Below are 21,771 nucleotides of genomic sequence, written 5' to 3'. Positions count from 1 at the left end.
CGCCGGGTGAGAATCGTCTTCGCCGGGACCCCGGCCACCGCCGTGCCGACGCTCGAGGCGCTCGTCGCCAGCCGCCACGAGGTGGCGGCGGTGATCACGCGTCCCGACGCCCGCGTCGGCCGGGGCCGCTCGCTGCAGCCGTCGCCCGTCGCGGTCGCCGCCGAGGCGCACGGCATCGACGTCCTCAAGCCCGCCTCGACCTCCGATCCGGAGTTCCTCGAGGCGCTCGCAGCCACGCAGGCGCGGCTGGGCGTGATCGTCGCGTACGGCGCCCTGCTGCGTCGCGACGTGCTGGACGCGCTCGAGCTCGGCTGGATCAACCTGCACTACTCGGTGCTGCCGGCCTGGCGCGGTGCCGCACCGGTCCAGCGCTCGATCATGGCCGGCGACGAGATCACCGGCGCCACGGTCTTCAGCCTCGTCGAGGCGCTCGACGCCGGCCCCGTGCTCGGCACGATCACCGAGCGGATCCGCGAGGACGACACCACGGGCACGCTGCTCGACCGCCTCTCCGACCAGGGCGCCGTGCTGACCGTCGACGTCGTCGATCACATCGAGGGCGGCGACATCGGCGCGGTGCGCCAGCCCGAGGACAACGTCTCGTACGCCCACAAGCTGACCACCGAGGACGCCCGCATCGACTGGAAGCGCCCCGCCTTCGCCGTCGACCGGCACATCCGCGGCTGCACGCCCGCGCCCGGCGCGTGGACCGAGCTCGACGGGGCCCGCGTCAAGGTCGGTCCGCTGACGATCTCCGAGGAGTCCACGCTCGAGCCCGGCGTCGCCGCGATCGGCAAGCGCGAGGTCCGGGTGGGCACGACCACGACCGACGTCGTCCTGGGCGAGGTCCAGCCGCACGGCAAGAAGGCGATGCGCGCAGCGGACTGGGGCCGCGGCCTCGGCGGAGCGACCGAGGTGGTGTTCGGATGAGCGCCATCACCGATCCCCGCGAGGTGGCCTTCGAGGTCATGTCGGCCGTCCGCACGCGCGAGGTCTACGTCAACCTGCTGCTGCCGACGCTGCTGAAGGACCTCTCCGACCGGGACGCCGCGTTGGCGACCGAGCTGACCAGCAACACGATCCGCCACCAGGGCACGTACGACGCGATCATCGACAGGGTCGCCACCGGCACCGTCCACCCCGCGGTCCGCGACGCCCTGCGGCTCGGCGTGCACCAGCTGCTGGCGATGCGGGTGCCCCCGCACGCGGCGGTCGACACCACGGTCAACCTGGTCCGCCGGCGGATCGGGCACCGGCCCGTCGGCTTCACGAACGCGGTGCTGCGCAAGATCGGCCAGAAGGACCTCGACACCTGGATCACCGAGCTGACCGCCGGTCTCGACCGGCACGCGGCGCTGGCGATCCGGTACTCGCACCCGACGTGGGTCGTCGCGGCGCTCGAGGACGCGGTGGGCCCCGACCAGCTGGAGGGGCTGCTCGCCGCCGACAACGTGCCGCCGCACGTCACGCTCGTCGCCCGTCCCGGCCTGATCGACCCGAGGTCACTGCCCGGCGAGACGGGACGGATGAGCCCGTACGCCCGGATCATGACCGGCGGCGGCGACCCGGGCTTCGTGCCTGCCGTGCGCGACGGCCGCGCCGGGGTCCAGGACGAGGGCTCGCAGATGGTCGCCATCACCACGGCCGAGGCGCCCGTCGAGGGCTACGACACGCACTGGCTCGACCTCGCCGCCGGCCCCGGCGGCAAGGCCGCGCTGCTCGGTGCGCTGGCCGCCGAGCGTGGCGCGAGCCTCGTGGCCAACGAGGTCCAGCCGCACCGGGCCGAGCTCGTCCGGCAGTCCGTGCGCGCGCTCAGCAACGTCCAGGTCGTCGTCCACGACGGCCGCGAGGGCCCGTGGGAGGAGGAGTCCTTCGACCGCGTGCTCCTCGACGCGCCGTGCACCGGACTCGGTGCGCTCCGTCGTCGGCCGGAGGCCCGCTGGCGCCGCCGTCCCGAGGACGTGCCCGAGCTCGTCGAGCTCCAGCGCCAGCTGTTGACGCGCGCGCTCGACCTCGTCCGGCCCGGGGGAGTGGTGGGCTACGCGACGTGCTCGCCGCTGCCCGCCGAGACCCGCGAGGTCGTCGAGGCCGTCACCGCCGAGCGCTCCGACGTCACCGTCGAGTCCGAGCACCACTGGTGGCCGCACACCGACGGCACCGACGCCATGTACCTGGCCCTGCTGCGCCGATCCTGACCGATACGCTCGGCCCCATGCGCATCACGCCGAGCCTGCTCAACGCCGACTTCGCGAACCTGGCGGGGGAGGCGGCCCGGATCCCCACGGCCGACTTCCTGCACATGGACGTCATGGACAACCACTTCGTGCCGAACCTGACGCTCGGCGCCCCCGTGATCGAGGCCCTCGCGAAGGCCGCGACCCAGCCCATCGACGCGCACCTGATGATCGAGGACCCCGACCGCTGGGCCCCGCAGTTCGTCGAGGCCGGCGCCTCCAGCGTCACGTTCCACGTCGAGGCCGCGAAGGCCCCGGTGCGGCTGGCCCGCGAGCTGCGCGCCCAGGGCGCTCGTGCCTCGATGGCGCTCAAGCCCGCGACGCCCATCGAGCCCTACGAGGACCTGCTGCCCGAGCTCGACATGGTGCTGATCATGACCGTGGAGCCGGGCTTCGGTGGCCAGCGGTTCCTGGACCTGTGCCTGCCGAAGATCCGCCGCACCCGCGCCCTGCTCGACAAGGTCGGCGGCGACATCTGGCTGCAGGTCGACGGCGGGGTCTCGCTGGAGACGATCGAGCGCTGCGCCGAGGCCGGCGCGGACACCTTCGTGGCGGGCTCGGCGGTCTACGGCGCCGACGATCCAGGCGCCATGGTGGAGCGCCTGCGTGAGACGGCCGTCGGCGCCTGTCACTGAGCCGCTAGACTTCCCCCGTACGAGCAATTCGCTCGCGTGCTCCGGGGTCGGTGCAAGTCCGAACCGGCGGTGACAGTCCGCGACCCGAGGTCCTCTCGCAGGGCCGAGGTTGAACCGGTGGAATTCCGGTACCGACGGTGAAAGTCCGGATGGAAGGCGCACGCTGCTCGGCCGCCCCGTGCGTCCGAGCCGTCCCCGGTGTGTCGTGAGCCCGACCGCAGGGAGACCGGTGGCCAGTCAGACCGAGACCGACGCGATGCGTCGCGCGATCGACGCGGCCCGCACCGTGGGCCGCACGCTGCCCAACCCGCAGGTGGGCTGTGTCCTGCTCGACGCGGACGGCGCCGAGATCGCCACGGGCGTCCACCGCGGCGCGGGCACCCCGCACGCCGAGGTCGACGCGCTCGCGCAGGCCGGCGACCGCGCCCGCGGCGCCACCGCCGTCGTCACCCTCGAGCCCTGCGACCACACGGGCCGCACCGGCCCGTGTACGCAGGCGCTCATCGGCGCCGGTGTCGCCCGCGTCGTGTTCGGCACCACCGACCCGGCCGAAGGTGCCGGGGGAGCGAAGGCGCTCGTCGAGGCGGGCGTCGAGGTGGAGGGCGGCGTCCTCGCCGACGAGACCGACCACCTCGTTCGCTTCTGGGCGCACCGCCACCTGCACGGCCGCCCGTTCGTCACGTGGAAGTACGCGGCCACGCTCGACGGGCTCAGCGCGGCTCCCGACGGCACCAGCAAGTGGATCACCAGCCAGACCGCGCGCCGCGACGTGCAGCGCTTCCGTGCCGAGTGCGACGCGATCATGGCCGGCACCTACTCGGTGCTGTCGGACGACCCGCGCCTCACGGTGCGCGACGAGGACGACAAGCCGCTGCCGTACGACCAGCAGCCGCTGCGCGTCATCGTCGGCGAGTCCAAGATCCCGGCCTACTACCGCGTGTTCGACCGCGTCGCGCCCACGCGCCAGATCGCCTCGCGCGACCCCCACGAGGTGCTCGCCGAGCTGCAGGCCGAGGGCATCCACCACGTGTGGCTCGAGGGCGGACCCCGCCTGGCGGGCGCGTTCTGGGGCGAGGGCCTCATCGACCGTGTCATCGGCTACATGGCCCCGGCCATGCTCGGCTCCGGCCGCGCCGCCCTCGAGGGCGAGGCCACCACGCTGGCGGACATCCGCCCCATCGACATCACCGACCTGACGATGGTCGGCCCCGACATCCGCATCATCGGCACTCCCGGCCGGATGCCCAGAGAGGACATGGACTGATGTTCACCGGACTGGTGGAGGAGAAGGGCACCGTCGTGGCCCTCGAGGACCTCGGCGACTCCGTGCGGATCACGATCCGCGGCCCGGTCGTCACGTCGGACGCGGGCCACGGCGACTCGATCGCCGTCAACGGCTGCTGCCTGACCGTGATCGAACCCACCGAGGACACGTTCAGCGCCGACGTCATGCGCGAGTCGCTCGTCCGCACGAGCCTGGGCGACCTGGCGCCCGGCGCCGAGGTCAACCTCGAGCGCGCGATGCAGGCCGGCGCCCGCATGGGCGGCCACATCGTGCAGGGCCACGTCGACGGCACCGCCACCCTCCTCGACCGCACGCCCAGCGAGCACTGGGAGGTCGTGCGGTTCAGCCTGCCGGCCGAGCTGGCCCGCTACGTCGTCGACAAGGGCTCGATCACCGTCGACGGCACGTCGCTCACGGTCGTCGAGGCCGGCGACGACTGGTTCAGCGTCTCGCTGATCCCCACCACTCTCGCCGACACCGTGCTCGGCACCCGCAAGCCCGGCGACCGCGTCAACCTCGAGGTGGACGTCATCGCCAAGTACGTCGAGCGCCTGCTCGAGAAGGGAGCTCACTCATGAGCGAGGAGCAGTACACCGGGGTCCGCCTCGACAGCATCGAGCGCGCGATCGCCGACATTCGCGACGGCAAGGCGATCGTGGTCGTCGACGACGAGGACCGTGAGAACGAGGGCGACATCATCTTCGCCGCGTCGAAGGCGACGCCCGAGCTGATGGCCTTCCTGGTCCGTCACTCCAGCGGCCTCATCTGCGCGCCGGTCGTCGGCGAGATCCTCGACCGCCTGGCGATCCCGCTGATGACCCCGCACAACCGCGACCGCCTCCGCACGGCCTACACGGTCTCGATCGACGCACGCGACGGTGTCACGACCGGCATCTCGGCCAGCGACCGCGCCCGCACGTGCCGCGTGCTGGCCGACTCGGCCACCGAGCCGTTCGAGCTCGTCCAGCCCGGGCACATCGTGCCGCTGCGCGCGAAGCCGGGCGGCGTGCTGGAGCGTGCCGGCCACACCGAGGCCGCGGTCGACTTCGCCCGCCTGGCCGGCCTGACGCCCGCCGGCGTCATCGGCGAGGTCATGAACGACGACGGCACCCTCAAGCGCGCCCCCGAGCTGCGCGCGTTCGCCGACGAGCACGACCTCGCGCTCGTGTCGATCGCCGACCTGCAGGTGTACCTGCGCCTGCACGAGTCCCAGGTCTCGCGCCTCGCCGACTCCCACCTGCCCACCGAGTTCGGCACGTTCCGCGCGCTCGGCTTCCGCGACCGCATCGACGGCGCCGAGCACATCGCGCTCGTCCACGGCGAGCCCGGCACCGAGGACGTGCTGGTGCGCCTGCACTCCGAGTGCCTGACGGGCGACGTCTTCGGCTCGCGTCGCTGCGACTGCGGTCCCCAGCTGGAGGCCGCCATGGCGCAGGTCGTGGCCGAGGGCGCCGGCGTGGTCGTCTACCTGCGCGGCCACGAGGGCCGGGGGATCGGCCTGCTGCACAAGCTGCGCGCCTACGAGCTCCAGGACCAGGGCCAGGACACGGTCGACGCGAACCTCTCGCTCGGCTTCGGCGAGGACGAGCGCGACTACGCCGCCGGCGCCCAGATCCTGCGCGACCTCGGCGTCACGTCGGTGCGGCTGCTGACGAACAACCCCGACAAGTCCACGCAGCTGGAGCAGTACGGGGTCAAGGTCGCCCAGCGGCTCCCCGTGGTCATCGCGCCCACCCCCGACAACCTGCGGTACCTGCAGACGAAGGCCGCCCGCATGGGTCATGACCTGCCGGACCTGCAGCTGGACGAGGAGAACTGAGATGGCCGGACACGGAGCACCCGAGCTGAAGGTCGACGGCAGCGGCGCCAAGGTCGCCGTCGTCGCCTCGAGCTGGCACACCGAGGTCATGGACGGCCTCCTCGGCGGCACCGAGCGTGCGCTCGAGGAGGCGGGCGTCACCGACGTCACCGTCCTGCGCGCGCCCGGCTCGTTCGAGCTGCCGATCATCGCCCAGGCCTGCGCGAAGGCCGGATACGACGTGGTGGTGGCGCTCGGCGTCATCATCCGCGGTGGCACGCCGCACTTCGAGTACGTCTCCGCCGCCACCACCGACGGTCTGTCCCGCGTCGCGCTCGACACCGGCGTGCCGGTCGGGTTCGGCCTGCTCACGTGCGACACCGAGCAGCAGGCGCTCGACCGCGCCGGACTGCCCGGCTCGCCCGAGGACAAGGGCCGCGAGGCCGCCGAGGCCGCGCTGTCCGCATGGGTGACCGTCCGGGGCCTGACGCCCCGCCGATAGGCCCCGCCGATAGGATGGCCACGATGAAGACGTTCGATGGCCTGTTCGCGGAACTGTCCGAGAAGGCCGCCTCCCGCCCCGAGGGCTCGCGCACCGTCGCCGAGCTCGACGCGGGCGTGCACGCGATCGGCAAGAAGCTCGTGGAGGAGGCCGCCGAGTCGTGGATGGCCGCCGAGCATGAGGGACCTGCGCGTGCGGCCGAGGAGCTCAGCCAGCTGCTGTACCACGCGCAGGTGATGATGATCGCCGCTGGCATCTCCCTCGATGACGTCTACTCCCACCTCTAGGAATCCCCACATGCTCAAGGTCGCCGTCCCCAACAAGGGCGCCCTCGCCGAGGCCGCTGCCGCGATGCTCACCGAAGCCGGGTACCGCCAGCGCCGCCACGCCAAGGACCTCGTCAGCGTCGACACCGACAACGACGTCGAGTTCTTCTACCTCCGTCCCCGAGACATCGCGATCTACGTCGGCGAGGGCACCCTCGACGTCGGCATCACCGGTCGCGACCTGCTGCTCGACTCCGGCGCGAAGGCCGACGAGGTGATGGAGCTCGGCTTCGCCGGGTCCACCTTCCGCTTCGCCGCCCCCGAGGGCCAGATGACCAGCGAGTCCGAGCTGCAGGGCCGCCGGATCGCCACGTCGTACCCCGGCATCGTCCGCGCGCACCTCGAGCGGCTGGGCATCGACGCCCAGGTGGTGCGCCTCGACGGCGCCGTCGAGACGTCGATCAGGCTCGGCGTCGCCGACGCGATCGCCGACGTCGTCGAGACCGGCACCACGCTGCGCCAGGCAGGTCTGGAGGTCTTCGGCGACCCGATCCTCACGTCCGAGGCCCTGCTGGTCTCGCGGTCGGCCTCCGAGCAGCCCGAGGGCTTCGCGGTCTTCCAGCGCCGCCTGCAGAGCGTCATCGTCGCCCGCACCTACGTGATGATGGACTACGACATCCGCGTCCAGAACGTCGACGAGGCCGTGCGCCTCACGCCCGGCATCGAGTCGCCCACGGTCTCGCCCCTTCATCGCGAGGGGTGGGTCGCGGTCCGGGCGATGGTCCCGCGCGACGCCACCCAGAAGATCATGGACGAGCTGTACGCCCTCGGCGGCCGCGGCATCCTCGTCACGGACATCCTGTCGTGCCGGATCTGACGATGAGCGAGTCCACCCGCCGCACGTTCCGGCCCACCGGCGTCATCCTCGTCATGTGGGCGGCGGCGGTCGTGCTCGCGATCCTGGCGCTCGTGATCGGCCTGCGGCTGCCCGAGGACTACAAGTTCACCACGTCGCAGACCGTGACGATCTGGGTGCTGATCGGCTTCGTCGCGCTGTTCGCGCTGTTCGTCACGCTCAGCCGCGTCACCGCCGACGAGCAAGGGCTGACCTTCGTCAACGGCTGGCGCCGCCGCTCGCTCGCGTGGGACGAGATCGCCCTCGTGTCGATGCGCCCCGGCGCCCCCTGGCCCACGCTCGAGACGAAGGACGGCCAGCGCTTCGCGCTCTTCGCGATCCAGGGCAGCGAGGGCGACCCGGCCCGTGCGGCCGTGAGCTGGCTCTCCGGCCACGTGCGATGAGCCACGGCGACAGCTTCGGCGGAGGTCGCTCGCTGGCCGAGCCGGCGTTCCCCGACGACGACGGCGGGCTCGACCCCTCGCTCGACCTCACCGACGACACCACGGTGCTCGCCACGATCGGGACGGCGCGCGTGTTCGTCCCGGTGGTGGCGGTGCTGGGCGAGCTGGCCACCGATGGGAGCGACAAGAACTCCGACATGGCCGCCGTGCTGATGACGGGTGCCGACGGCCGCACGGCCCTGCTCGCGTTCACGTCGCTGGAGACGATGAGCCGCTGGAACCCCGAGTCGCGGCCCGTTCCCGTCCACGGTCGCGATGCCGCGCGCGCGGCGCTGGCTGATGGCGCCTCGGCCATGCTGCTCGACCTCGGCCAGCCGACGTTCGGCGTCATCGAGACCGAGGACCTCGAGCACGTGGCCGCCGAGCACGTCCTCGTGCGCACCCCCGCGGGCACCGCGTGGATCGAGCCGGTCGGCGGATCAGTCGACGAGGGGTGACACCCCCGCGAGCGGCACCGTGACGTGGATGTTCCCGTCGTGCCGCTCCACCCGCGCGACGAAGCCCGCGCGTCCCACGGTGCGCAGCAGGGTGTCGTTCGAGGTGGCCGTGACGAAGGTCAGTCGCTCGGCACCGAGGGCCCGCGCCCGTCCTGCGCCCTGCTTGACGAGCATCGTGCCGACGCCGCGCCCCTGCCACGCGTCCTCGACGAGCAGGTGGAACGTCCAGCGGTGCTCGACCCGCTCGATCAGGCCGTGCCCCACGAGGTCGAGGCCCGACTGCACGACGATCGCCACCCCGCTGTCGGGCATGACGAGCCGGCGGGCCATCCGCGTGGTCATCGGCATCCGCAGCGGCACCTGGTAGCGGTGGTAGAGCGTCTCGGCGCTGCAGCGCTGGTGGAGCGCGGCGACCGCGTCGATGTCGGCCAGGGTGGCCGGCCGGACGAGAGGGAGGGGATGGCGCTCGGCGGGCTGGAGCAGCGGCACGTCCATCCCGGCGTCGCTGACGAGCGACAGCAGCGCCTGCGCGCGCGACCGCTCCGTGGGGGTGAACGGCACGGCTCGGCTGATCCGCAGGCTCGTGCCGTTGCGCCGCTGGAGGTCGAGCACGTCGTGCCCGCGGTAGTCCAGGACGTCCGGGGGAGTCGTGCCCAGCAGATCGCGCAGGACGCTCTCGACGTCGCGTCCGGCCTCGAGCACCTCGTGCACGCCCCGCAGGTAGCGCGTGGCCTCGTCGTCGAGCGCGTCCGGCCCGGTGCGCGTCACCGCCACGCGACCGCCGCCGGCCTTCTCGAAGACCTCGGCGAGCTGCAGGTCGGTCATGCCCTCGGGCGCGGTCACCACGAACTCGTCCGTGACCGTGGGATCCCCGGGGAAGACCTGCATGCTCGCGATGTTCACCTCGGCCCGGCCGCACGCCAGGGCGATCTCGGCCAGGATGCCCGGCCTGTCCTCCAGGGTCGTCCGCACGCGCCACATCATGGATCGAGTGTGCGCGCGTCGGATGACGGCGGTGTTTCGTGCCGATTGACCTGTCGAGTCAGTTGAACAGGTCGCCCAGGATGCCGCTGCCGCCCGAGGAGCCGCCGGAGGAGCCGCTCACGCCGCTGTCCCACTCGCTCGGCTGGACGACGACGAAGCCCGGCCCGTGGTAGCGGTACTGGAAGGCCTCGCCGGACCCGCCCCTGAGCATCGACTTCATGTTCATCGAGTTCACCACCTGGGGCTGCAGCGACGACGACCACGCGACGGCGGCGTTCACGTCGACGTGCGTGGGCTGCTGCGCGCAGTCGAGCACGACGGGCTGTCCGACGGCGTGCAGCGCGACGGTGCCCGTGCCCGAGAGCTCCATGTTGAACAGACCGCCCGTCATCATGTTCGCGCCCTTCAGCCGCTTGATGTCCCAGCGCAGCGAAGCGTCGAACGCGAGCAGGTTGTGGCCGCTCACGCTGAGCGCGTCACCGTCGAGGTGCACGAGGAAGACGAAGCCAGCCGTGTCGGCGAAGAAGACCTCGCCCTGCCCGGAGACGCGCATCAGCGGGACGTCGTCGCCGCTGACGGCCTTCTTCAGCAGCCGGCCCATCGAGCCCGCGCTCTCGTGGTGAAAGGCCACCGCACCCTGGAAGGCGACCATCGCGCCCTTGACCGCAAGAACGTCCTCGCCCAGCGAGACACGCAGCATCTGCGGGTTCTGGACGACGAAGCGCTCGGTCGTCTGCTTCTCGAGGTTGGACTGGGCGAAGAGCTCACTCTGCATGGCCGACACGGTAGTCGTGATCCACGACGCACCGGGTCGAGTTCGTCGGGGAAGGTTTCGGCTGCTATGCTTGTTGATCGAAGTGGAGGTCACTCCCACCTGCCGGGTTCACGGATCCGGGGGTCACCCGCAGTGAGTCGTTCTCGAACGATTCACCGCGCGCGGCACCGTATGGTGCGAGTGGTGGCTTTCGCTTCGACGGAGGCCACCTTTTTCGTGTCCTCCAAACCCGATCTCAGGAGGATCCATCAGCACAGATCTGCGCGTCAACGAGCGCATTCGCGTACCGGAGGTCCGTCTCGTCGGACCGAGCGGTGAACAGGTCGGCATCGTCCGCATCGAGGATGCCCTGCGCCTGGCCGCCGAGGCCGATCTCGATCTCGTCGAGGTCGCCCCTCAGGCCCGGCCCCCGGTCTGCCGCCTCATGGACTTCGGAAAGTTCAAGTACGAAGCCGCCCAGAAGGCGCGCGAGTCGCGACGCAACCAGACGAACACGGTCATCAAGGAGATGAAGCTCCGCCCGAAGATCGACCAGCACGACTACGACACCAAGAAGGGTCACGTCGTGCGGTTCCTGAAGGCCGGAGACAAGGTCAAGATCACGATCATGTTCCGTGGCCGCGAGCAGCACCGACCCGAGCTCGGGTTCCGCCTGCTGCAGAAGCTGGCCGCCGACGTCGAGGATCTCGGCTTCATCGAGTCGAACGCCCGCCAGGACGGTCGCAACATGACGATGGTGCTCGGCCCTCACAAGAAGAAGTCCGAGGCGCAGGCCGAGGTCAAGGCCGAGAAGGCCGAGACCACCGCCGCGCGCGAGGCAGAGCGTGTCGCCGAGGCCGAGGCCGAGAAGGCGCACCGCGAAGAACACCAGAAGAACGCGACGGAGAAGAAGCCGCGCCGTCGCTCCGAGAACCTCGACCCAGACATGGAGGCATAACCGTGCCGAAGTTCAAGCCCCACTCGGGCATGAAGAAGCGCGTCAAGATCACCGGCAAGGGCAAGCTCCGCCGCGAGCAGACCAACCGCCGCCACCTCTTGGAGGTCAAGTCCTCGACCCGGAAGCGCCGCCTCGCCGGCACGACCGAGGTGTCGAAGGCTGACACCAAGCAGGTCAAGAAGCTGCTCGGTCTCTGAGCGCCCCGAACTTTTCGTAGATTTTGAAGGAGTAACACTGTGGCACGCGTCAAGCGTTCGGTGAACGCGCAGAAGAAGCGCCGCGAAGTCCTCGAGCGGGCCTCCGGCTACCGGGGCCAGCGCTCGCGCCTGTACCGCAAGGCCAAGGAGCAGGTCACCCACTCGCTGGTCTACTCGTACAACGACCGCAAGGCCAAGAAGGGCGACTTCCGTCGTCTGTGGATCCAGCGCATCAACGCCGCTGCCCGCGCGCAGGGCATCACGTACAACCGCTTCATCCAGGGCCTGAAGGCCGCCGAGGTCGAGGTCGACCGCAAGATCCTCGCTGATCTCGCCGTCAACGACATCGCGGCGTTCAACGCCCTCGTCGAGGTCGCCAAGGCGAACCTCCCCGAGGACGTCAACGCTCCCAAGGCCGACTCGGCCGTCTGAGCTCCGGCTCAGCAGCACACGTGGCGAGCCCCGGCGATCTGACCGTCCGCTCAGGACGGGTCAAGACCGCTCGGCGGCTCGCCACGCGTGCGTTCCGGGCCAAGACCGGCGAGTTCCTCGCCGAAGGCCCCCAGGCAGTGCGAGAAGCGCTCGCCGAGGGCGGCGTGGTGATCGAGGTGTTCGCCACCGTCGACGCCACGGAGCGATACCCCGAGCTGGTCGGGCTCGCCGAGACCTGGCACGTCGTCACCGACGACGTGGTCGAGGAGATCGCCGACTCCGTCACCCCGCAGGGCCTCGTGGCCCGCTGCCGCTCGATGCTCACCACCCTCGACGACTTCCCCGAGGACCCCCGACTCGTCGTGGTGTGTGCGCAGATCCGCGACCCCGGCAACCTCGGGGCCGTCATCCGCTGTGCCGATGCCGCGGGTGCCGCGGCGGTCGTCGTCGCCGGCGACAGCGTCGACCCGCTCAACCCGAAGGTCGTGCGGTCCACCGCCGGCTCGCTCTTCCACCTCCCGATCGCCGTGGAGCGCGACGTCGAGGCGACGATCGCCGAGCTCCAGCGACGCGGCAGCCAGGTGCTGGCCGCCGACGGCGCGGGGGACACCGGACTGTTCGACGACGACCTCGACCTGACCGCACCCACCGCGTGGCTGATGGGCAACGAGGCGCACGGCCTGCCCGCGGAGTGGTCCGCGGCAGCCGACCGCGTGGTGCACGTGCCGATCCTGGGCCGGGCCGAGAGCCTCAATCTCGCCACGGCCGCTGCGGTCTGTCTGTACACCTCGGCGCGTGAGCAGGGCTAGGCTCCTGCCGTGCCGTTCGAAGAGTTCCCCGACGGGATCATCGTCGCGGACGCCGACGCCCGGGTCACCCTGGCGAACCGGTGGGTCCGCTACTGGGCCCGTGCGGTCGGCGACGAGATGCTGGGCATGCATCTGCGCGACGCCGTGCCGTTCGACGACCTCGCCGGCAACAGCTGGTTCGACTCGGTGCAGCCCTACGACGGGCTCGCCATCCGCAGCCGGATCAGCGAGTCGTCCTGGTACTCCCCGCGAGGCAGCGAGTACCTGATCACGGCCTCGCTCGTGCGCGAGCGCCCGGCAGGCAAGGTCGTTAAGGTCATCGTCAGCATGCGCAACGCCCGCGTGCGCCTGCAGCGCGACCGCGAGAAGTCCGACATGGTCGCCACGGTGGCGCACGAGCTGCGGTCGCCGCTGACGGGCATCAAGGGCTTCTCCGCCACGCTGCTGAGCCGCTGGGACGCCTTCACCGAGGAGCAGCGCCTCTTCATGCTGCAGACGATCGATGCGGACGCCGACCGGCTGAGCCGCCTCATCACCGAGCTGCTCGACGCCGCCCGCATCGACGCCGGGCGCCTGTCGCTGCGCACCGAGCCCGTGCGGCTCGACGAGCTGGCGGACCGGGTGCTCGGCTCGGTCTTCAGCGCCTCCGAGACCGCGCCGACGGCGCGCGTCGACGGCGAGGCGCCGGTGGTCTGGGGCGACGCCGACCGTGTCACGCAGGTGCTGACGAACCTCATCGAGAACGCGATCCGGCACGGCGAGGGCCTGCGCGAGGTCGTCGTGTCGAGCGAGAAGCGTGGCGAGCTCGAGGGCGTCGCCGTGCGCATCGTGGACAACGGCCAGGGCATCCCCGAGGAGTCCCGCGTCCGCATCTTCAGCCGCTTCTGGCGGTCGGGGCCGGGCGCCGGCAGCGGCCTGGGCATGTTCATCGTGCGCGGCGTCGTCGACCAGCACGGTGGCTCCATCGTCATCGAGGACGCCGAGGGCGGGGGAGCGTCGATCTGCGTGTGGTTCCCCATCAACGAGCCGGACACCCTCACCTCCTGACGCGCCGATAGACTGGAGGGCGTGTCTGCGCCCAACTCCGACTACGACCCCGTCGAGGTGACGCCCCTGCGCGCCGACGCGGTCGAACGCATGCGTGACGAGGCCCTCGCGGCCATCGCCGCCGCCGATTCCCTCGACGCGCTCAAGCAGGTGCGGATCGACCACACGGGCGACCGCTCGCCCCTCGCGCTGGCGAACCGCGAGATCGGTGCGCTGCCCCCGGCCGCGCGCAAGGACGCCGGCCAGCGCGTGGGCCAGGCCCGCGGTGCCGTGAACCAGGCGCTCGCCGCCCGCACTGCCGAGGTGGAGGCCGTCGAGTTCGAGCGCCGGCTCGCCGCCGAGACCGTCGACGTGACCCTCCCGGTGGACGTCGAGCCCGTCGGCGCGCGCCACCCCATCACCACGATCCAGGAGCACGTCGCCGACATCTTCGTCGCGATGGGCTGGGAGGTCGCCGAGGGTCCCGAGGTCGAGGCCGAGTGGCTCAACTTCGACGCGCTCAACCTGGGTCCCGACCACCCCGCGCGCACGATGCAGGACACGTTCTGGCTCGACCCGGAGTCGGCCGCGATGGTGCTGCGCACCCACACCTCTCCGGTGCAGGCGCGCACGATGCTCACGCGCAAGCCGCCGATCTACGTCGTGTGCCCCGGGCGGGTCTACCGCACCGACGAGGCCGACGCGACGCACATGCCGGTCTTCCACCAGGTCGAGGGCCTGGCGATCGACAAGGGCCTGTCGATGGCGCACCTCAAGGGCACGCTCGACCACTTCGCGCGCGCCGTCTACGGCACCGAGATCACCACCCGGTTCCGTCCCTCGTACTTCCCGTTCACCGAGCCCAGCGCCGAGGTCGACCTGCTCTGCTACGTGTGCCACAACGATCCGGCCGAGGTCGCCTCGTGCCGTACGTGTGGCGGCGAGGGCTGGGTCGAGTGGGGCGGCTGCGGCGTCGTGAACCCGCGCGTCCTGGTCGCCTGCGGGGTCGATCCCGAGGAGTACTCGGGCTTCGCGTTCGGCATGGGCCTCGACCGCACCGTCACCAGCCGTTACGACATCGCCGACCTGCGCGACCTGTGGGACGGCGACGTCCGCTTCACCGAGCCCTTCGGAGTTGGTCTCTGACATGCGTGTTCCCGTGGAGTGGCTGCGGTCGCTCGTCGAACTTCCTGCCGATGTCACCACCGAGCAGCTGGCCGACCGGCTGACGATGTACGACCTCAAGCTCGAGGAGATCGTCGGCGGCGGCCTGTCAGGACCGCTGACAGTCGGTCGCGTGCTGGCGATCTCGCCCGAGGAGCAGAAGAACGGCAAGACCATCAACTGGTGCCGGGTCGACGTCGGCGCGCACAACGACCCGTCGGTGCCCGACGCCCCGGGTGAGGACGTGCCCTCGCGCGGCATCGTCTGCGGTGCGCACAACTTCGGCGTCGGCGACCTCGTCGTCGTGTCGCTGCCGGGCACCTACCTGCCCGCGCTCGGCTTCGAGATCGGCTCGCGCAAGACCTATGGTCACGTCTCCGACGGCATGATCTGCTCCACCTCCGAGCTGGGGCTGGCCGAGGACGAGACCACCGCGAAGGGCATCGTCGTGCTGCCCCCCGGCTCGGCCGAGCCCGGCGACGACGCGATCGCCCTGCTCGGCCTGGGGGAGCAGACCCTCGACCTCGAGGTCAACCCCGACCGTGCCTACGCGCTGAGCCTGCGCGGCGTGGCCCGCGACGCCGCCCTGGCGTTCGACGTGCCGTTCTCCGATCCCGCCGACCGTGAGGTGCCGTCCGCGGACGCGCCCGCGTATCCGGTCCGGGTCGAGGACCCCGAGGGCTGCCCGGTGTTCACGACGCTCGTCGTCGAGGGCATCGATCCCGCCGCCACCACGCCCGCGTGGATGGCCAAGCGGATCACCGACGCCGGGATGCGCCCGATCTCGCTCACGGTCGACGTGAGCAACTACGTGATGCTCGAGCTCGGCCAGCCCAACCACTGCTACGACCGCGCCAAGATCGACGGGGACATCGTCGTGCGTCGCGCCGCGGCGGGTGAGCGGATCACGACGCTGGACGACGTCGACCGCGCCCTCACCCCGGACGACCTGCTCGTCGCCGACTCCAGCGGCCCGATCGGCATCGCCGGCGTGATGGGCGGCGCCCACACCGAGATCGACGCCAGCACCACCGACGTCGTGGTCGAGGCCGCGTACTGGGACCCGGTCACGATCTTCCGCGCCGTCAAGCGGCACAAGCTGCCGTCCGAGGCCGCGAAGCGCTACGAGCGCGGCGTCGACCCGCAGCTGCCGCTCGTGGGCGCCACGCGCGTCGCCGAGCTCCTCGTCGAGCTGGCCGGCGGCACCCTGGCGCCCGGCGCCACGGTCGTCGGCACGGCTCCGGGCCGCGAGCCCGTCTCGTTCCCCGTCGACCTGCCCGCGCGGATCAGCGGCCTGCCGATCACACCCGAGCAGGCGCACGACACGTACGAGCGCAACGGCTGCACGGTCACGCGCGAGGCCGACCGGTTCTCGGTCACGCCTCCGTCCTGGCGCTTCGACCTCAACGACCCCTACGACTTCGTCGAGGAGGCGCTGCGCACCGCCGGCTACGAGAACGTGCCGTCGGTGCTGCCCACGCCCACGGGCGGTCGCGGCCTGTCGCGCGAGCAGGAGCTGCGCCGCCGCGTCGGCCACGTGCTGGCCGGGGCCGGTCTGGTCGAGGTCACCACGCTGCCGTTCGTCGGTCCTGCCGACCTCGACAGGCTGGGCCTGCCCGCCGACGACTCGCGCCGCGACCTCGTCCGGCTCGCGAACCCGCTGTCGGCGGAGGAGCCCGGGCTCACGCCCACGGTCCTCATCGGCCTGCTGCGCGCCGCATCGCTGAACATCGGACGCGGACACGAGTCGGTCGCGCTGAGCGAGATCGGTCGCGTCTTCAGCCCGAAGCCCGGCAGCCCCGCGGCGCCGATCCTGGGCGTCGACCGTCGCCCCACCGACGAGGAGCTCGCCGCCCTCGACGCGGCGCTGCCCGAGCAGCCCCGCCACGCCGGCTTCGTGCTGGTGGGGGAGCGCACGCGCTCCGGCTGGGCCGGGCCGGGTCGCGCCGTCGCCTGGACCGACGCGCTCGCGATCGCCCAGCTCGTCGCGGCGAACCTGCACGTCGAGCTCACCGTCGAGGCCGCGACGCTCGCGCCGTTCCACCCCGGTCGCTGCGCGAGCCTGAGCATCGACGGCACGGTCGTCGGTCACGCCGGCGAGCTGCACCCGAAGGTCGCCGAGGCCCACGGACTGCCCGGTCGCGTCGCTGCGGCCGAGCTCGACCTCGACGCGCTCATCGCCGCGGCTCCGGCCATCGGTCCGAAGCCCCACTTCTCGGCCTTCCCGGTGGCGAAGGAGGACTTCGCGTTCACGGTCGCGAGCGACCTCCCCGCCGGCGAGCTGGAGTCGGTGATCGCCGGCGCCAGCCCCCTGCTGGAGTCAGTGCGGCTGTTCGACGTGTACACGGGCGACCAGGTCGGCGAGGGCCGCAAGTCCCTCGCCTTCAAGGTGCGCCTGCGCGCCGAGGACCGCACGCTCACGGACGCCGACATCAAGGCCGCCCGCGAGCAGATCGTCGCGGCCGCCGCGACACTCGGAGCCGAGCTGCGCTGACCGGGGCGCGGGGCGCTCTCGAGTGCTTGGATGGTCGTATGACCGATCTCACGAACGTTCGGATCGAGCACGACCTGCTCGGAGAACGTGAGGTACCGGCGGACGTCTACTGGGGCGTGCACACCCTGCGCGCCATGGAGAACTTCCCGATCACCGGTGTCCCCATCGCCATCAGTCCCTACCTGCCCCAGGCCCTGGCCGCCGTGAAGGAGGCCGCCGCCGAGGCGAACCACGACCTCGGCCTGCTCGACGACGAGCGGCACGCGGCCATCGTCCAGGCCTGTCAGGAGATTCGGCACGGCGCCCTGCACGACCAGTTCGTCGTCGACGTCATCCAGGGCGGCGCGGGCACCTCGACGAACATGAACGCCAACGAGGTGATCGCCAACCGGGCGCTGGAGATCCTCGGTCACCCGCTCGGCGGCTACGACCGCCTGCACCCGAACGAGCAGGTCAACCTCAGCCAGTCGACGAACGACGTCTATCCTACCGCCGTGAAGATCGCGGTCATCAACGCGACGCACGACCTGATCGCGGCGATGGGCGAGCTCGAGTCCGCGTTCGCGGAGAAGGCCGTCGAGTTCCACGACGTGCTGAAGATGGGCCGCACCCAGCTGCAGGACGCCGTGCCGATGACGCTCGGCCAGGAGTTCGGCACCTACGCGCTGATGATCGCCGAGGACCGCACCCGACTGCGCGAGGCAGTCATGCTGTTGCACGAGATCAACCTCGGCGCGACGGCGATCGGCACCCAGCTGAACGCCCCCGACGGCTACGTGCCACTCGCGCGCCAGCACCTCTCGCGGATCACGGGGCTCCCGCTCGTCACCGCCGTCGACCTCATCGAGGCCACGCAGGACTGCGGCTCGTTCGTGCAGATGTCGGGCGTGCTCAAGCGCGTCGCGGTGAAGCTCTCGAAGATCTGCAATGACCTGAGGCTGCTGTCGTCCGGCCCGCGCGCCGGACTCGGCGAGATCAACCTGCCGGCGCGTCAAGCGGGTTCGAGCATCATGCCCGGCAAGGTGAATCCGGTGATTCCCGAGGTCGTCAACCAGGTGGCGTTCCAGATCATCGGCCACGACGTCACCGTCTCGATGGCCGCGGAGTCGGGCCAGCTGCAGCTCAACGCGTTCGAGCCGGTGATCTGCTACTCGCTGTCGGCCGGTCTCTACCGCCTGCGGACGGCGATCACGTCGCTCACCGAGAACTGCGTCAAGGGCATCACCGCGAACCGTGAGCACCTCGCGATCGAGGTGGCCAACTCGATCGGGCTGGTGACCGCGCTGAACCCCTACCTCGGCTACCAGACTGCGACCGAGTTGGCCAAGGAGGCGCTGGCGTCGGGCCGGGGCGTGGCCGAGCTGGTGCTGGAGAAGGGCCTGCTGCCGAAGGACGAGCTGGAGCGCATCCTGCGACCCGAGACGCTGGCGCACCTCGGGCCGAAGCCGGCCGACCGGTCCGGCGGCGTCTGAGCCGCGACGGGCTCGTGGCGGCAGGGGTGTACCCTGCTGCCATGAGCACGTTCGTGATCATCATTCAACAGCGCGTCTGAAGCAGAACCTCAGACGCGCCGCCTCCCGTACCCGGGAGGTTTTTTTGTGGCCACACCCAGACACCAGGACGATCCATGAGCACCACCTTCGGGAAGCACGACCCCGCGGACTTCCACGTCTACGACACGACGATGCGCGACGGCGCCCAGCAGGAGGGTCTCAACCTCTCGGTGCAGGACAAGCTCGCCATCGCCCAGCACCTGGACGACCTCGGCGTGGGCTACATCGAGGGCGGCTGGCCGGGCTCGAACCCGAAGGACACCGAGTTCTTCGCCCTGGCCGCCAAGGAGCTGGACCTGCGCCACGCGACGCTCGCGGCGTTCGGCTCGACGCGTCGCGCCGGCGGCGCCGCGGCCGACGACGCGCTCGTGGGTGCGCTGCGCGACTCGGGCGCCTCGGTGGTGACGGTGGTGGCCAAGAGCCACGACCAGCACGTGCTCCGCGCGCTGCGGACCACGCTGGAGGAGAACCTCGCGATGGTGCGTGACACCGTGACGCACCTGCGTGGTGAGGGCCAGCGCGTGTTCCTCGACCTCGAGCACTTCTTCAACGGCTACCTCGACAACCGCGACTACGCGCTGGAGGTCGTGCGGGTGGCCGCCGAGGCCGGTGCGGAGGTGGCGGTGCTGTGCGACACGAACGGCGGCATGCTGCCCCACCAAGTCGGCGAGATCGTGGCCGACGTGCGCGACAGCACGGGCGCGCGCCTGGGCATCCACGCGCACAACGACACCGGCTGTGCGGTGGCCAACTCGATCGAGGCGGTGCGGGCAGGCGCGACCCACGTGCAGGGCTGCATCAACGGCTACGGCGAGCGCACGGGCAACGCCGACCTCGTCACGTGCGTGGCGAACCTCGAGTTCAAGCTCGGCATGAGCGTGATGCCCGAGGGCGTGCTGGCCGACGCGACGCGCATCTCGCACGCGATCAGCGAGATCACGAACTACCCGCCGGTGGCGCGCCAGCCGTACACGGGCGTCTCGGCGTTCGCGCACAAGGCCGGCCTGCACGCGAGCGCGATCCGTGTGGATCCCGACCTGTACCAGCACATGGATCCCGCGCTGGTGGGCAACGACATGCGCCTGCTGGTCTCGGAGATGGCGGGCCGCGCGACGATCGAGCTGAAGGGTCGCGAGCTGGGCTTCGACCTGTCGGGCGACCACGACCTGCTGACTCGCATCACCGATCAGGTGAAGCAGATGGAGCAGGAGGGCTACACGTTCGAGGCGGCCGACGCGTCCTTCGAGCTGCTGCTGACCGAGGCGGTCACGGGCGTGCGCCCGGCGTACTTCGACGTGGAGTCGTGGCGGGTCATCGCCGGCTCGGCGGGCGACGGCGGTGCCGAGGCGATCGTCAAGGTCGTGGCGGGCGGCGTGCGCCACGCGGTGGTGGGGGAGGGCAACGGTCCGGTCAACGCCCTCGACCACGCGCTGCGCCAGGCGATCGAGCGGATCTACCCGGACGTGGCGCAGTTCCACCTCATCGACTTCCGCGTGCGGATCCTCGATCAGGGGCACGGCACCGACGCGGTGACGCGCGTGCTGATCGAGACGACCGACGGCAAGAGCTCGTGGGTGACCGTGGGCGTGGGCCCGAACATGATCGAGGCGTCGTTCGAGGCCCTCGTGGACGCGCTGACGTTCGGCCTGCGGTCTCACGGGGTCGCGCTGCCGTAGGTTGCGGGCTCGCCGAGGAAGCGGTCGTCGAGGTGACCGTGGGACTTCATGTTGTGGTGCTTCCGGCAGAGGCACCTGAGATTCCGCGCGGAGGTCTCGCCGCCTGAGTCGTAGTCCTTGGCGTGGTCGAGATCGGTCTCGAACACCGGCCCGACAGCCCGCGACCCGACAGGTGCCGTCCCTCCAGTGGAGTGCCTGCCGCAGGGACTCGGAGGGTCGGTAGGCCAGGACCGTCGTGTCCATGACCCGGCCGACGGGGTCGAGTACGAGTCGGCGGAACACCGTGTGCTCGCTTGCGGCGAGCTCGCGGACCCACGCCGCGTCGAGCGGCTCTCCGTCGCGGGTGAGGCCGGGCCCCTCGGTGTACCCGACGAGGTCGGTGGCGGCGATGCTGATCGCGATCTCGGCGTGGATGTCGGTGGTGGTGCCGGTGCAGGACGTGAGCCACCGGACGAGGATGTCGGCCTGCTTCTGGTCGCGCGTGCGCGTGTCCCGCACGCCGGTCTCGGGATGGATCCCGGGCTCGGCCTTCGCCGCCCGGCGGAGTCGTTCGGCCGCGGCGATCGCGAGTCCGGTGGGCAGCAGGGCGCTGAGCCAGCTGGTGCCGTCGGTGTTGTGGGTGACTGAGACGCGACGCTCCTCGAGGGCCTTCGCCGTCTCCACCGCGGTCTCCTCGGGCTCGAGCCGGGCGCGGAATCGGCGCAGCCACGTGCGGAGCTCGCCGAGCGTGTGCGTGGCCGCGTAGCCGATCACGGAGCGCTCGAGCCGGGCCCAGCTCTCGCGCTCGACGAGACGCTCGGCGGTGTCGGCGATCGCGCTCGCCCGGCCGGCGTCGAGGTCGCCGCCGCGGAACGCCTCCCAGACCAGTGGCGTGCGCTCCTGCAGGGTCTCGGCCTCGAACACCACGGCCCAGACGCGGCGTTCGGTGACCTTCAGCGCCTGCGCGATCTCGAGCGTGACCTCGCGGCGGGCCAGATCCTTGCTCAGGGCGATCTCGTCGGAACGGTCGATCTCGGCTACGCGCCGGGTGTGGTGCTGGGCGATCAGCTCCCACTCCGCGAACTCCGCCCGAGCGCGGGCACGACGCGCCGCGTCGAAGGCGCGAGCCGGGAGTTCCGAGGTCATGCACCGAACCTAGTGAGACCCTCGGACACCGGTCCGGGGCGGCTGCACGAGGGTCGATCGCACTGGAATCCGAGGGCAGCGGG

Annotated in this window: 22 protein-coding genes, 1 pseudogene and 1 riboswitch; of the genes and pseudogenes, 20 read left to right on the top strand and 3 right to left on the bottom strand. The window is 71.2% G+C overall.

Going from position 1 to position 21,771, the window contains the following annotated elements; genetic code table 11:
* Positions 1-6: 6 nt before the first annotated feature.
* The 11 genes from fmt to BJ975_RS07230 all read left to right on the top strand — a co-directional run bounded on the left by fmt (position 7) and on the right by BJ975_RS07230 (position 8,516).
* On the top strand, positions 7-930 hold the full coding sequence (gene fmt, locus BJ975_RS07280) for a methionyl-tRNA formyltransferase (protein WP_179424500.1): 924 nt from the start codon (positions 7-9) through the stop codon (positions 928-930).
* Positions 927-2,195 carry an RsmB/NOP family class I SAM-dependent RNA methyltransferase gene (locus tag BJ975_RS07275; RefSeq protein WP_179424499.1) on the top strand — a complete coding sequence of 423 codons (1,269 nt, stop codon included), beginning with the start codon at positions 927-929 and terminating at the stop codon, positions 2,193-2,195. Before fmt ends, BJ975_RS07275 begins: the two co-directional genes overlap by 4 nt.
* A 17-nt stretch (positions 2,196-2,212) precedes the next feature.
* Positions 2,213-2,869 carry a ribulose-phosphate 3-epimerase gene (gene rpe / locus BJ975_RS07270; RefSeq protein WP_179424498.1) on the top strand — a complete coding sequence of 219 codons (657 nt, stop codon included), beginning with the start codon at positions 2,213-2,215 and terminating at the stop codon, positions 2,867-2,869.
* A gap of 33 nt (positions 2,870-2,902) precedes the next feature.
* A riboswitch (FMN riboswitch) is annotated at positions 2,903-3,034 on the top strand.
* Between the two features lie 64 nt (positions 3,035-3,098).
* Positions 3,099-4,133, top strand: a complete 1,035-nt coding sequence (gene ribD / locus BJ975_RS07265) for a bifunctional diaminohydroxyphosphoribosylaminopyrimidine deaminase/5-amino-6-(5-phosphoribosylamino)uracil reductase RibD (RefSeq protein ID WP_269306857.1) — start codon at positions 3,099-3,101, stop codon at positions 4,131-4,133.
* On the top strand, positions 4,133-4,732 hold the full coding sequence (locus BJ975_RS07260; protein ID WP_179424497.1) for a riboflavin synthase: 600 nt from the start codon (positions 4,133-4,135) through the stop codon (positions 4,730-4,732). The genes ribD and BJ975_RS07260 overlap by 1 nt, the downstream gene beginning before the upstream one ends.
* Entirely contained in the window at positions 4,729-5,973 is a 1,245-nt protein-coding gene (locus BJ975_RS07255; protein WP_179424496.1) for a bifunctional 3,4-dihydroxy-2-butanone-4-phosphate synthase/GTP cyclohydrolase II, read from the top strand. The genes BJ975_RS07260 and BJ975_RS07255 overlap by 4 nt, the downstream gene beginning before the upstream one ends.
* A 1-nt stretch (position 5,974) precedes the next feature.
* A complete protein-coding gene (gene ribH, locus BJ975_RS07250; RefSeq protein ID WP_179424495.1) occupies positions 5,975-6,454 on the top strand; it encodes a 6,7-dimethyl-8-ribityllumazine synthase in 480 nt (159 codons plus the stop codon).
* Between the two features lie 23 nt (positions 6,455-6,477).
* Positions 6,478-6,741, top strand: a complete 264-nt coding sequence (locus BJ975_RS07245) for a phosphoribosyl-ATP diphosphatase (RefSeq protein ID WP_179424494.1) — start codon at positions 6,478-6,480, stop codon at positions 6,739-6,741.
* 10 nt (positions 6,742-6,751) lie between these two features.
* Complete coding sequence (hisG, locus tag BJ975_RS07240) at positions 6,752-7,597, top strand: ATP phosphoribosyltransferase (RefSeq protein ID WP_179424493.1); 846 nt, start codon at positions 6,752-6,754, stop codon at positions 7,595-7,597.
* Positions 7,598-7,599: 2 nt separating this feature from the next.
* Positions 7,600-8,019, top strand: a complete 420-nt coding sequence (locus BJ975_RS07235) for a PH domain-containing protein (protein WP_179424492.1) — start codon at positions 7,600-7,602, stop codon at positions 8,017-8,019.
* On the top strand, positions 8,016-8,516 hold the full coding sequence (locus tag BJ975_RS07230; RefSeq protein WP_179424491.1) for an SseB family protein: 501 nt from the start codon (positions 8,016-8,018) through the stop codon (positions 8,514-8,516). Before BJ975_RS07235 ends, BJ975_RS07230 begins: the two co-directional genes overlap by 4 nt.
* Here the strand turns inward: BJ975_RS07230 and BJ975_RS07225 are convergent.
* Together BJ975_RS07225 and BJ975_RS07220 are read right to left on the bottom strand one after the other, a co-directional pair.
* Positions 8,499-9,488: a GNAT family N-acetyltransferase gene (locus BJ975_RS07225; RefSeq protein WP_179424490.1), complete on the bottom strand. Its 990-nt coding sequence runs from the start codon at positions 9,486-9,488 to the stop codon at positions 8,499-8,501. The genes BJ975_RS07230 and BJ975_RS07225 overlap by 18 nt on opposite strands.
* Positions 9,489-9,558: 70 nt before the next feature.
* Positions 9,559-10,275: an AIM24 family protein gene (locus BJ975_RS07220; RefSeq protein ID WP_179424489.1), complete on the bottom strand. Its 717-nt coding sequence runs from the start codon at positions 10,273-10,275 to the stop codon at positions 9,559-9,561.
* A 232-nt stretch (positions 10,276-10,507) separates the two neighbouring features.
* On the opposite strand from BJ975_RS07220, the gene infC reads away from it, so the two are divergent.
* The 9 genes from infC (at position 10,508) to cimA (ending at position 20,563) form a co-directional block, all read left to right on the top strand.
* A complete protein-coding gene (gene infC, locus BJ975_RS07215) occupies positions 10,508-11,212 on the top strand; it encodes a translation initiation factor IF-3 (protein WP_317628318.1) in 705 nt (234 codons plus the stop codon).
* Between the two features lie 2 nt (positions 11,213-11,214).
* A complete protein-coding gene (gene rpmI / locus BJ975_RS07210; RefSeq protein ID WP_179424488.1) occupies positions 11,215-11,409 on the top strand; it encodes a 50S ribosomal protein L35 in 195 nt (64 codons plus the stop codon).
* A gap of 39 nt (positions 11,410-11,448) precedes the next feature.
* The gene (rplT, locus tag BJ975_RS07205) at positions 11,449-11,841 is read left to right on the top strand and encodes a 50S ribosomal protein L20 (RefSeq protein ID WP_179424487.1); all 393 of its coding nucleotides are present in this window, start codon (positions 11,449-11,451) and stop codon (positions 11,839-11,841) included.
* 20 nt (positions 11,842-11,861) lie between these two features.
* A complete protein-coding gene (locus tag BJ975_RS07200; RefSeq protein ID WP_179424486.1) occupies positions 11,862-12,650 on the top strand; it encodes a TrmH family RNA methyltransferase in 789 nt (262 codons plus the stop codon).
* Between the two features lie 9 nt (positions 12,651-12,659).
* A complete protein-coding gene (locus tag BJ975_RS17100) occupies positions 12,660-13,697 on the top strand; it encodes a sensor histidine kinase (protein ID WP_179424485.1) in 1,038 nt (345 codons plus the stop codon).
* Between the two features lie 21 nt (positions 13,698-13,718).
* Complete coding sequence (pheS, locus tag BJ975_RS07190) at positions 13,719-14,822, top strand: phenylalanine--tRNA ligase subunit alpha (RefSeq protein WP_179424484.1); 1,104 nt, start codon at positions 13,719-13,721, stop codon at positions 14,820-14,822.
* Position 14,823: 1 nt separating this feature from the next.
* On the top strand, positions 14,824-17,334 hold the full coding sequence (pheT, locus tag BJ975_RS07185; protein ID WP_179424483.1) for a phenylalanine--tRNA ligase subunit beta: 2,511 nt from the start codon (positions 14,824-14,826) through the stop codon (positions 17,332-17,334).
* 38 nt (positions 17,335-17,372) lie between these two features.
* Complete coding sequence (locus tag BJ975_RS07180; protein ID WP_179424482.1) at positions 17,373-18,806, top strand: aspartate ammonia-lyase; 1,434 nt, start codon at positions 17,373-17,375, stop codon at positions 18,804-18,806.
* A gap of 155 nt (positions 18,807-18,961) precedes the next feature.
* Positions 18,962-20,563, top strand: a complete 1,602-nt coding sequence (gene cimA, locus BJ975_RS07175) for a citramalate synthase (protein ID WP_179424481.1) — start codon at positions 18,962-18,964, stop codon at positions 20,561-20,563.
* Between the two features lie 237 nt (positions 20,564-20,800).
* Here the strand turns inward: cimA and BJ975_RS17255 are convergent.
* Positions 20,801-21,688, bottom strand: a pseudogene (locus tag BJ975_RS17255) (DUF222 domain-containing protein); the annotation flags it as partial.
* Positions 21,689-21,771 lie beyond the last annotated feature (83 nt).

It is taken from the genome of Aeromicrobium tamlense (assembly GCF_013408555.1).
Taxonomy (GTDB): Bacteria; Actinomycetota; Actinomycetes; order Propionibacteriales; family Nocardioidaceae; genus Aeromicrobium; species Aeromicrobium tamlense.
The sequence above is the reverse complement of the archived record's forward strand: the minus strand, read 5'-3'. Positions and strand labels throughout refer to the sequence as shown.

What these genes read in the sequence shown, in the direction of transcription:
- BJ975_RS07220 (WP_179424489.1), bottom strand. Translation starts at nt 10,275, where the DNA reads ATGCAGAGTGAGCTCTTCGCCCAGTCCAACCTCGAGAAGCAGACGACC.
- rpe (WP_179424498.1), top strand. Translation starts at nt 2,213, where the DNA reads ATGCGCATCACGCCGAGCCTGCTCAACGCCGACTTCGCGAACCTGGCG.
- BJ975_RS07260 (WP_179424497.1), top strand. Translation starts at nt 4,133, where the DNA reads ATGTTCACCGGACTGGTGGAGGAGAAGGGCACCGTCGTGGCCCTCGAG.
- cimA (WP_179424481.1), top strand. Translation starts at nt 18,962, where the DNA reads ATGAGCACCACCTTCGGGAAGCACGACCCCGCGGACTTCCACGTCTAC.
- BJ975_RS07275 (WP_179424499.1), top strand. Translation starts at nt 927, where the DNA reads ATGAGCGCCATCACCGATCCCCGCGAGGTGGCCTTCGAGGTCATGTCG.
- BJ975_RS07255 (WP_179424496.1), top strand. Translation starts at nt 4,729, where the DNA reads ATGAGCGAGGAGCAGTACACCGGGGTCCGCCTCGACAGCATCGAGCGC.
- BJ975_RS07230 (WP_179424491.1), top strand. Translation starts at nt 8,016, where the DNA reads ATGAGCCACGGCGACAGCTTCGGCGGAGGTCGCTCGCTGGCCGAGCCG.
- hisG (WP_179424493.1), top strand. Translation starts at nt 6,752, where the DNA reads ATGCTCAAGGTCGCCGTCCCCAACAAGGGCGCCCTCGCCGAGGCCGCT.
- BJ975_RS07245 (WP_179424494.1), top strand. Translation starts at nt 6,478, where the DNA reads ATGAAGACGTTCGATGGCCTGTTCGCGGAACTGTCCGAGAAGGCCGCC.
- ribH (WP_179424495.1), top strand. Translation starts at nt 5,975, where the DNA reads ATGGCCGGACACGGAGCACCCGAGCTGAAGGTCGACGGCAGCGGCGCC.
- pheT (WP_179424483.1), top strand. Translation starts at nt 14,824, where the DNA reads ATGCGTGTTCCCGTGGAGTGGCTGCGGTCGCTCGTCGAACTTCCTGCC.
- BJ975_RS07235 (WP_179424492.1), top strand. Translation starts at nt 7,600, where the DNA reads ATGAGCGAGTCCACCCGCCGCACGTTCCGGCCCACCGGCGTCATCCTC.
- BJ975_RS07180 (WP_179424482.1), top strand. Translation starts at nt 17,373, where the DNA reads ATGACCGATCTCACGAACGTTCGGATCGAGCACGACCTGCTCGGAGAA.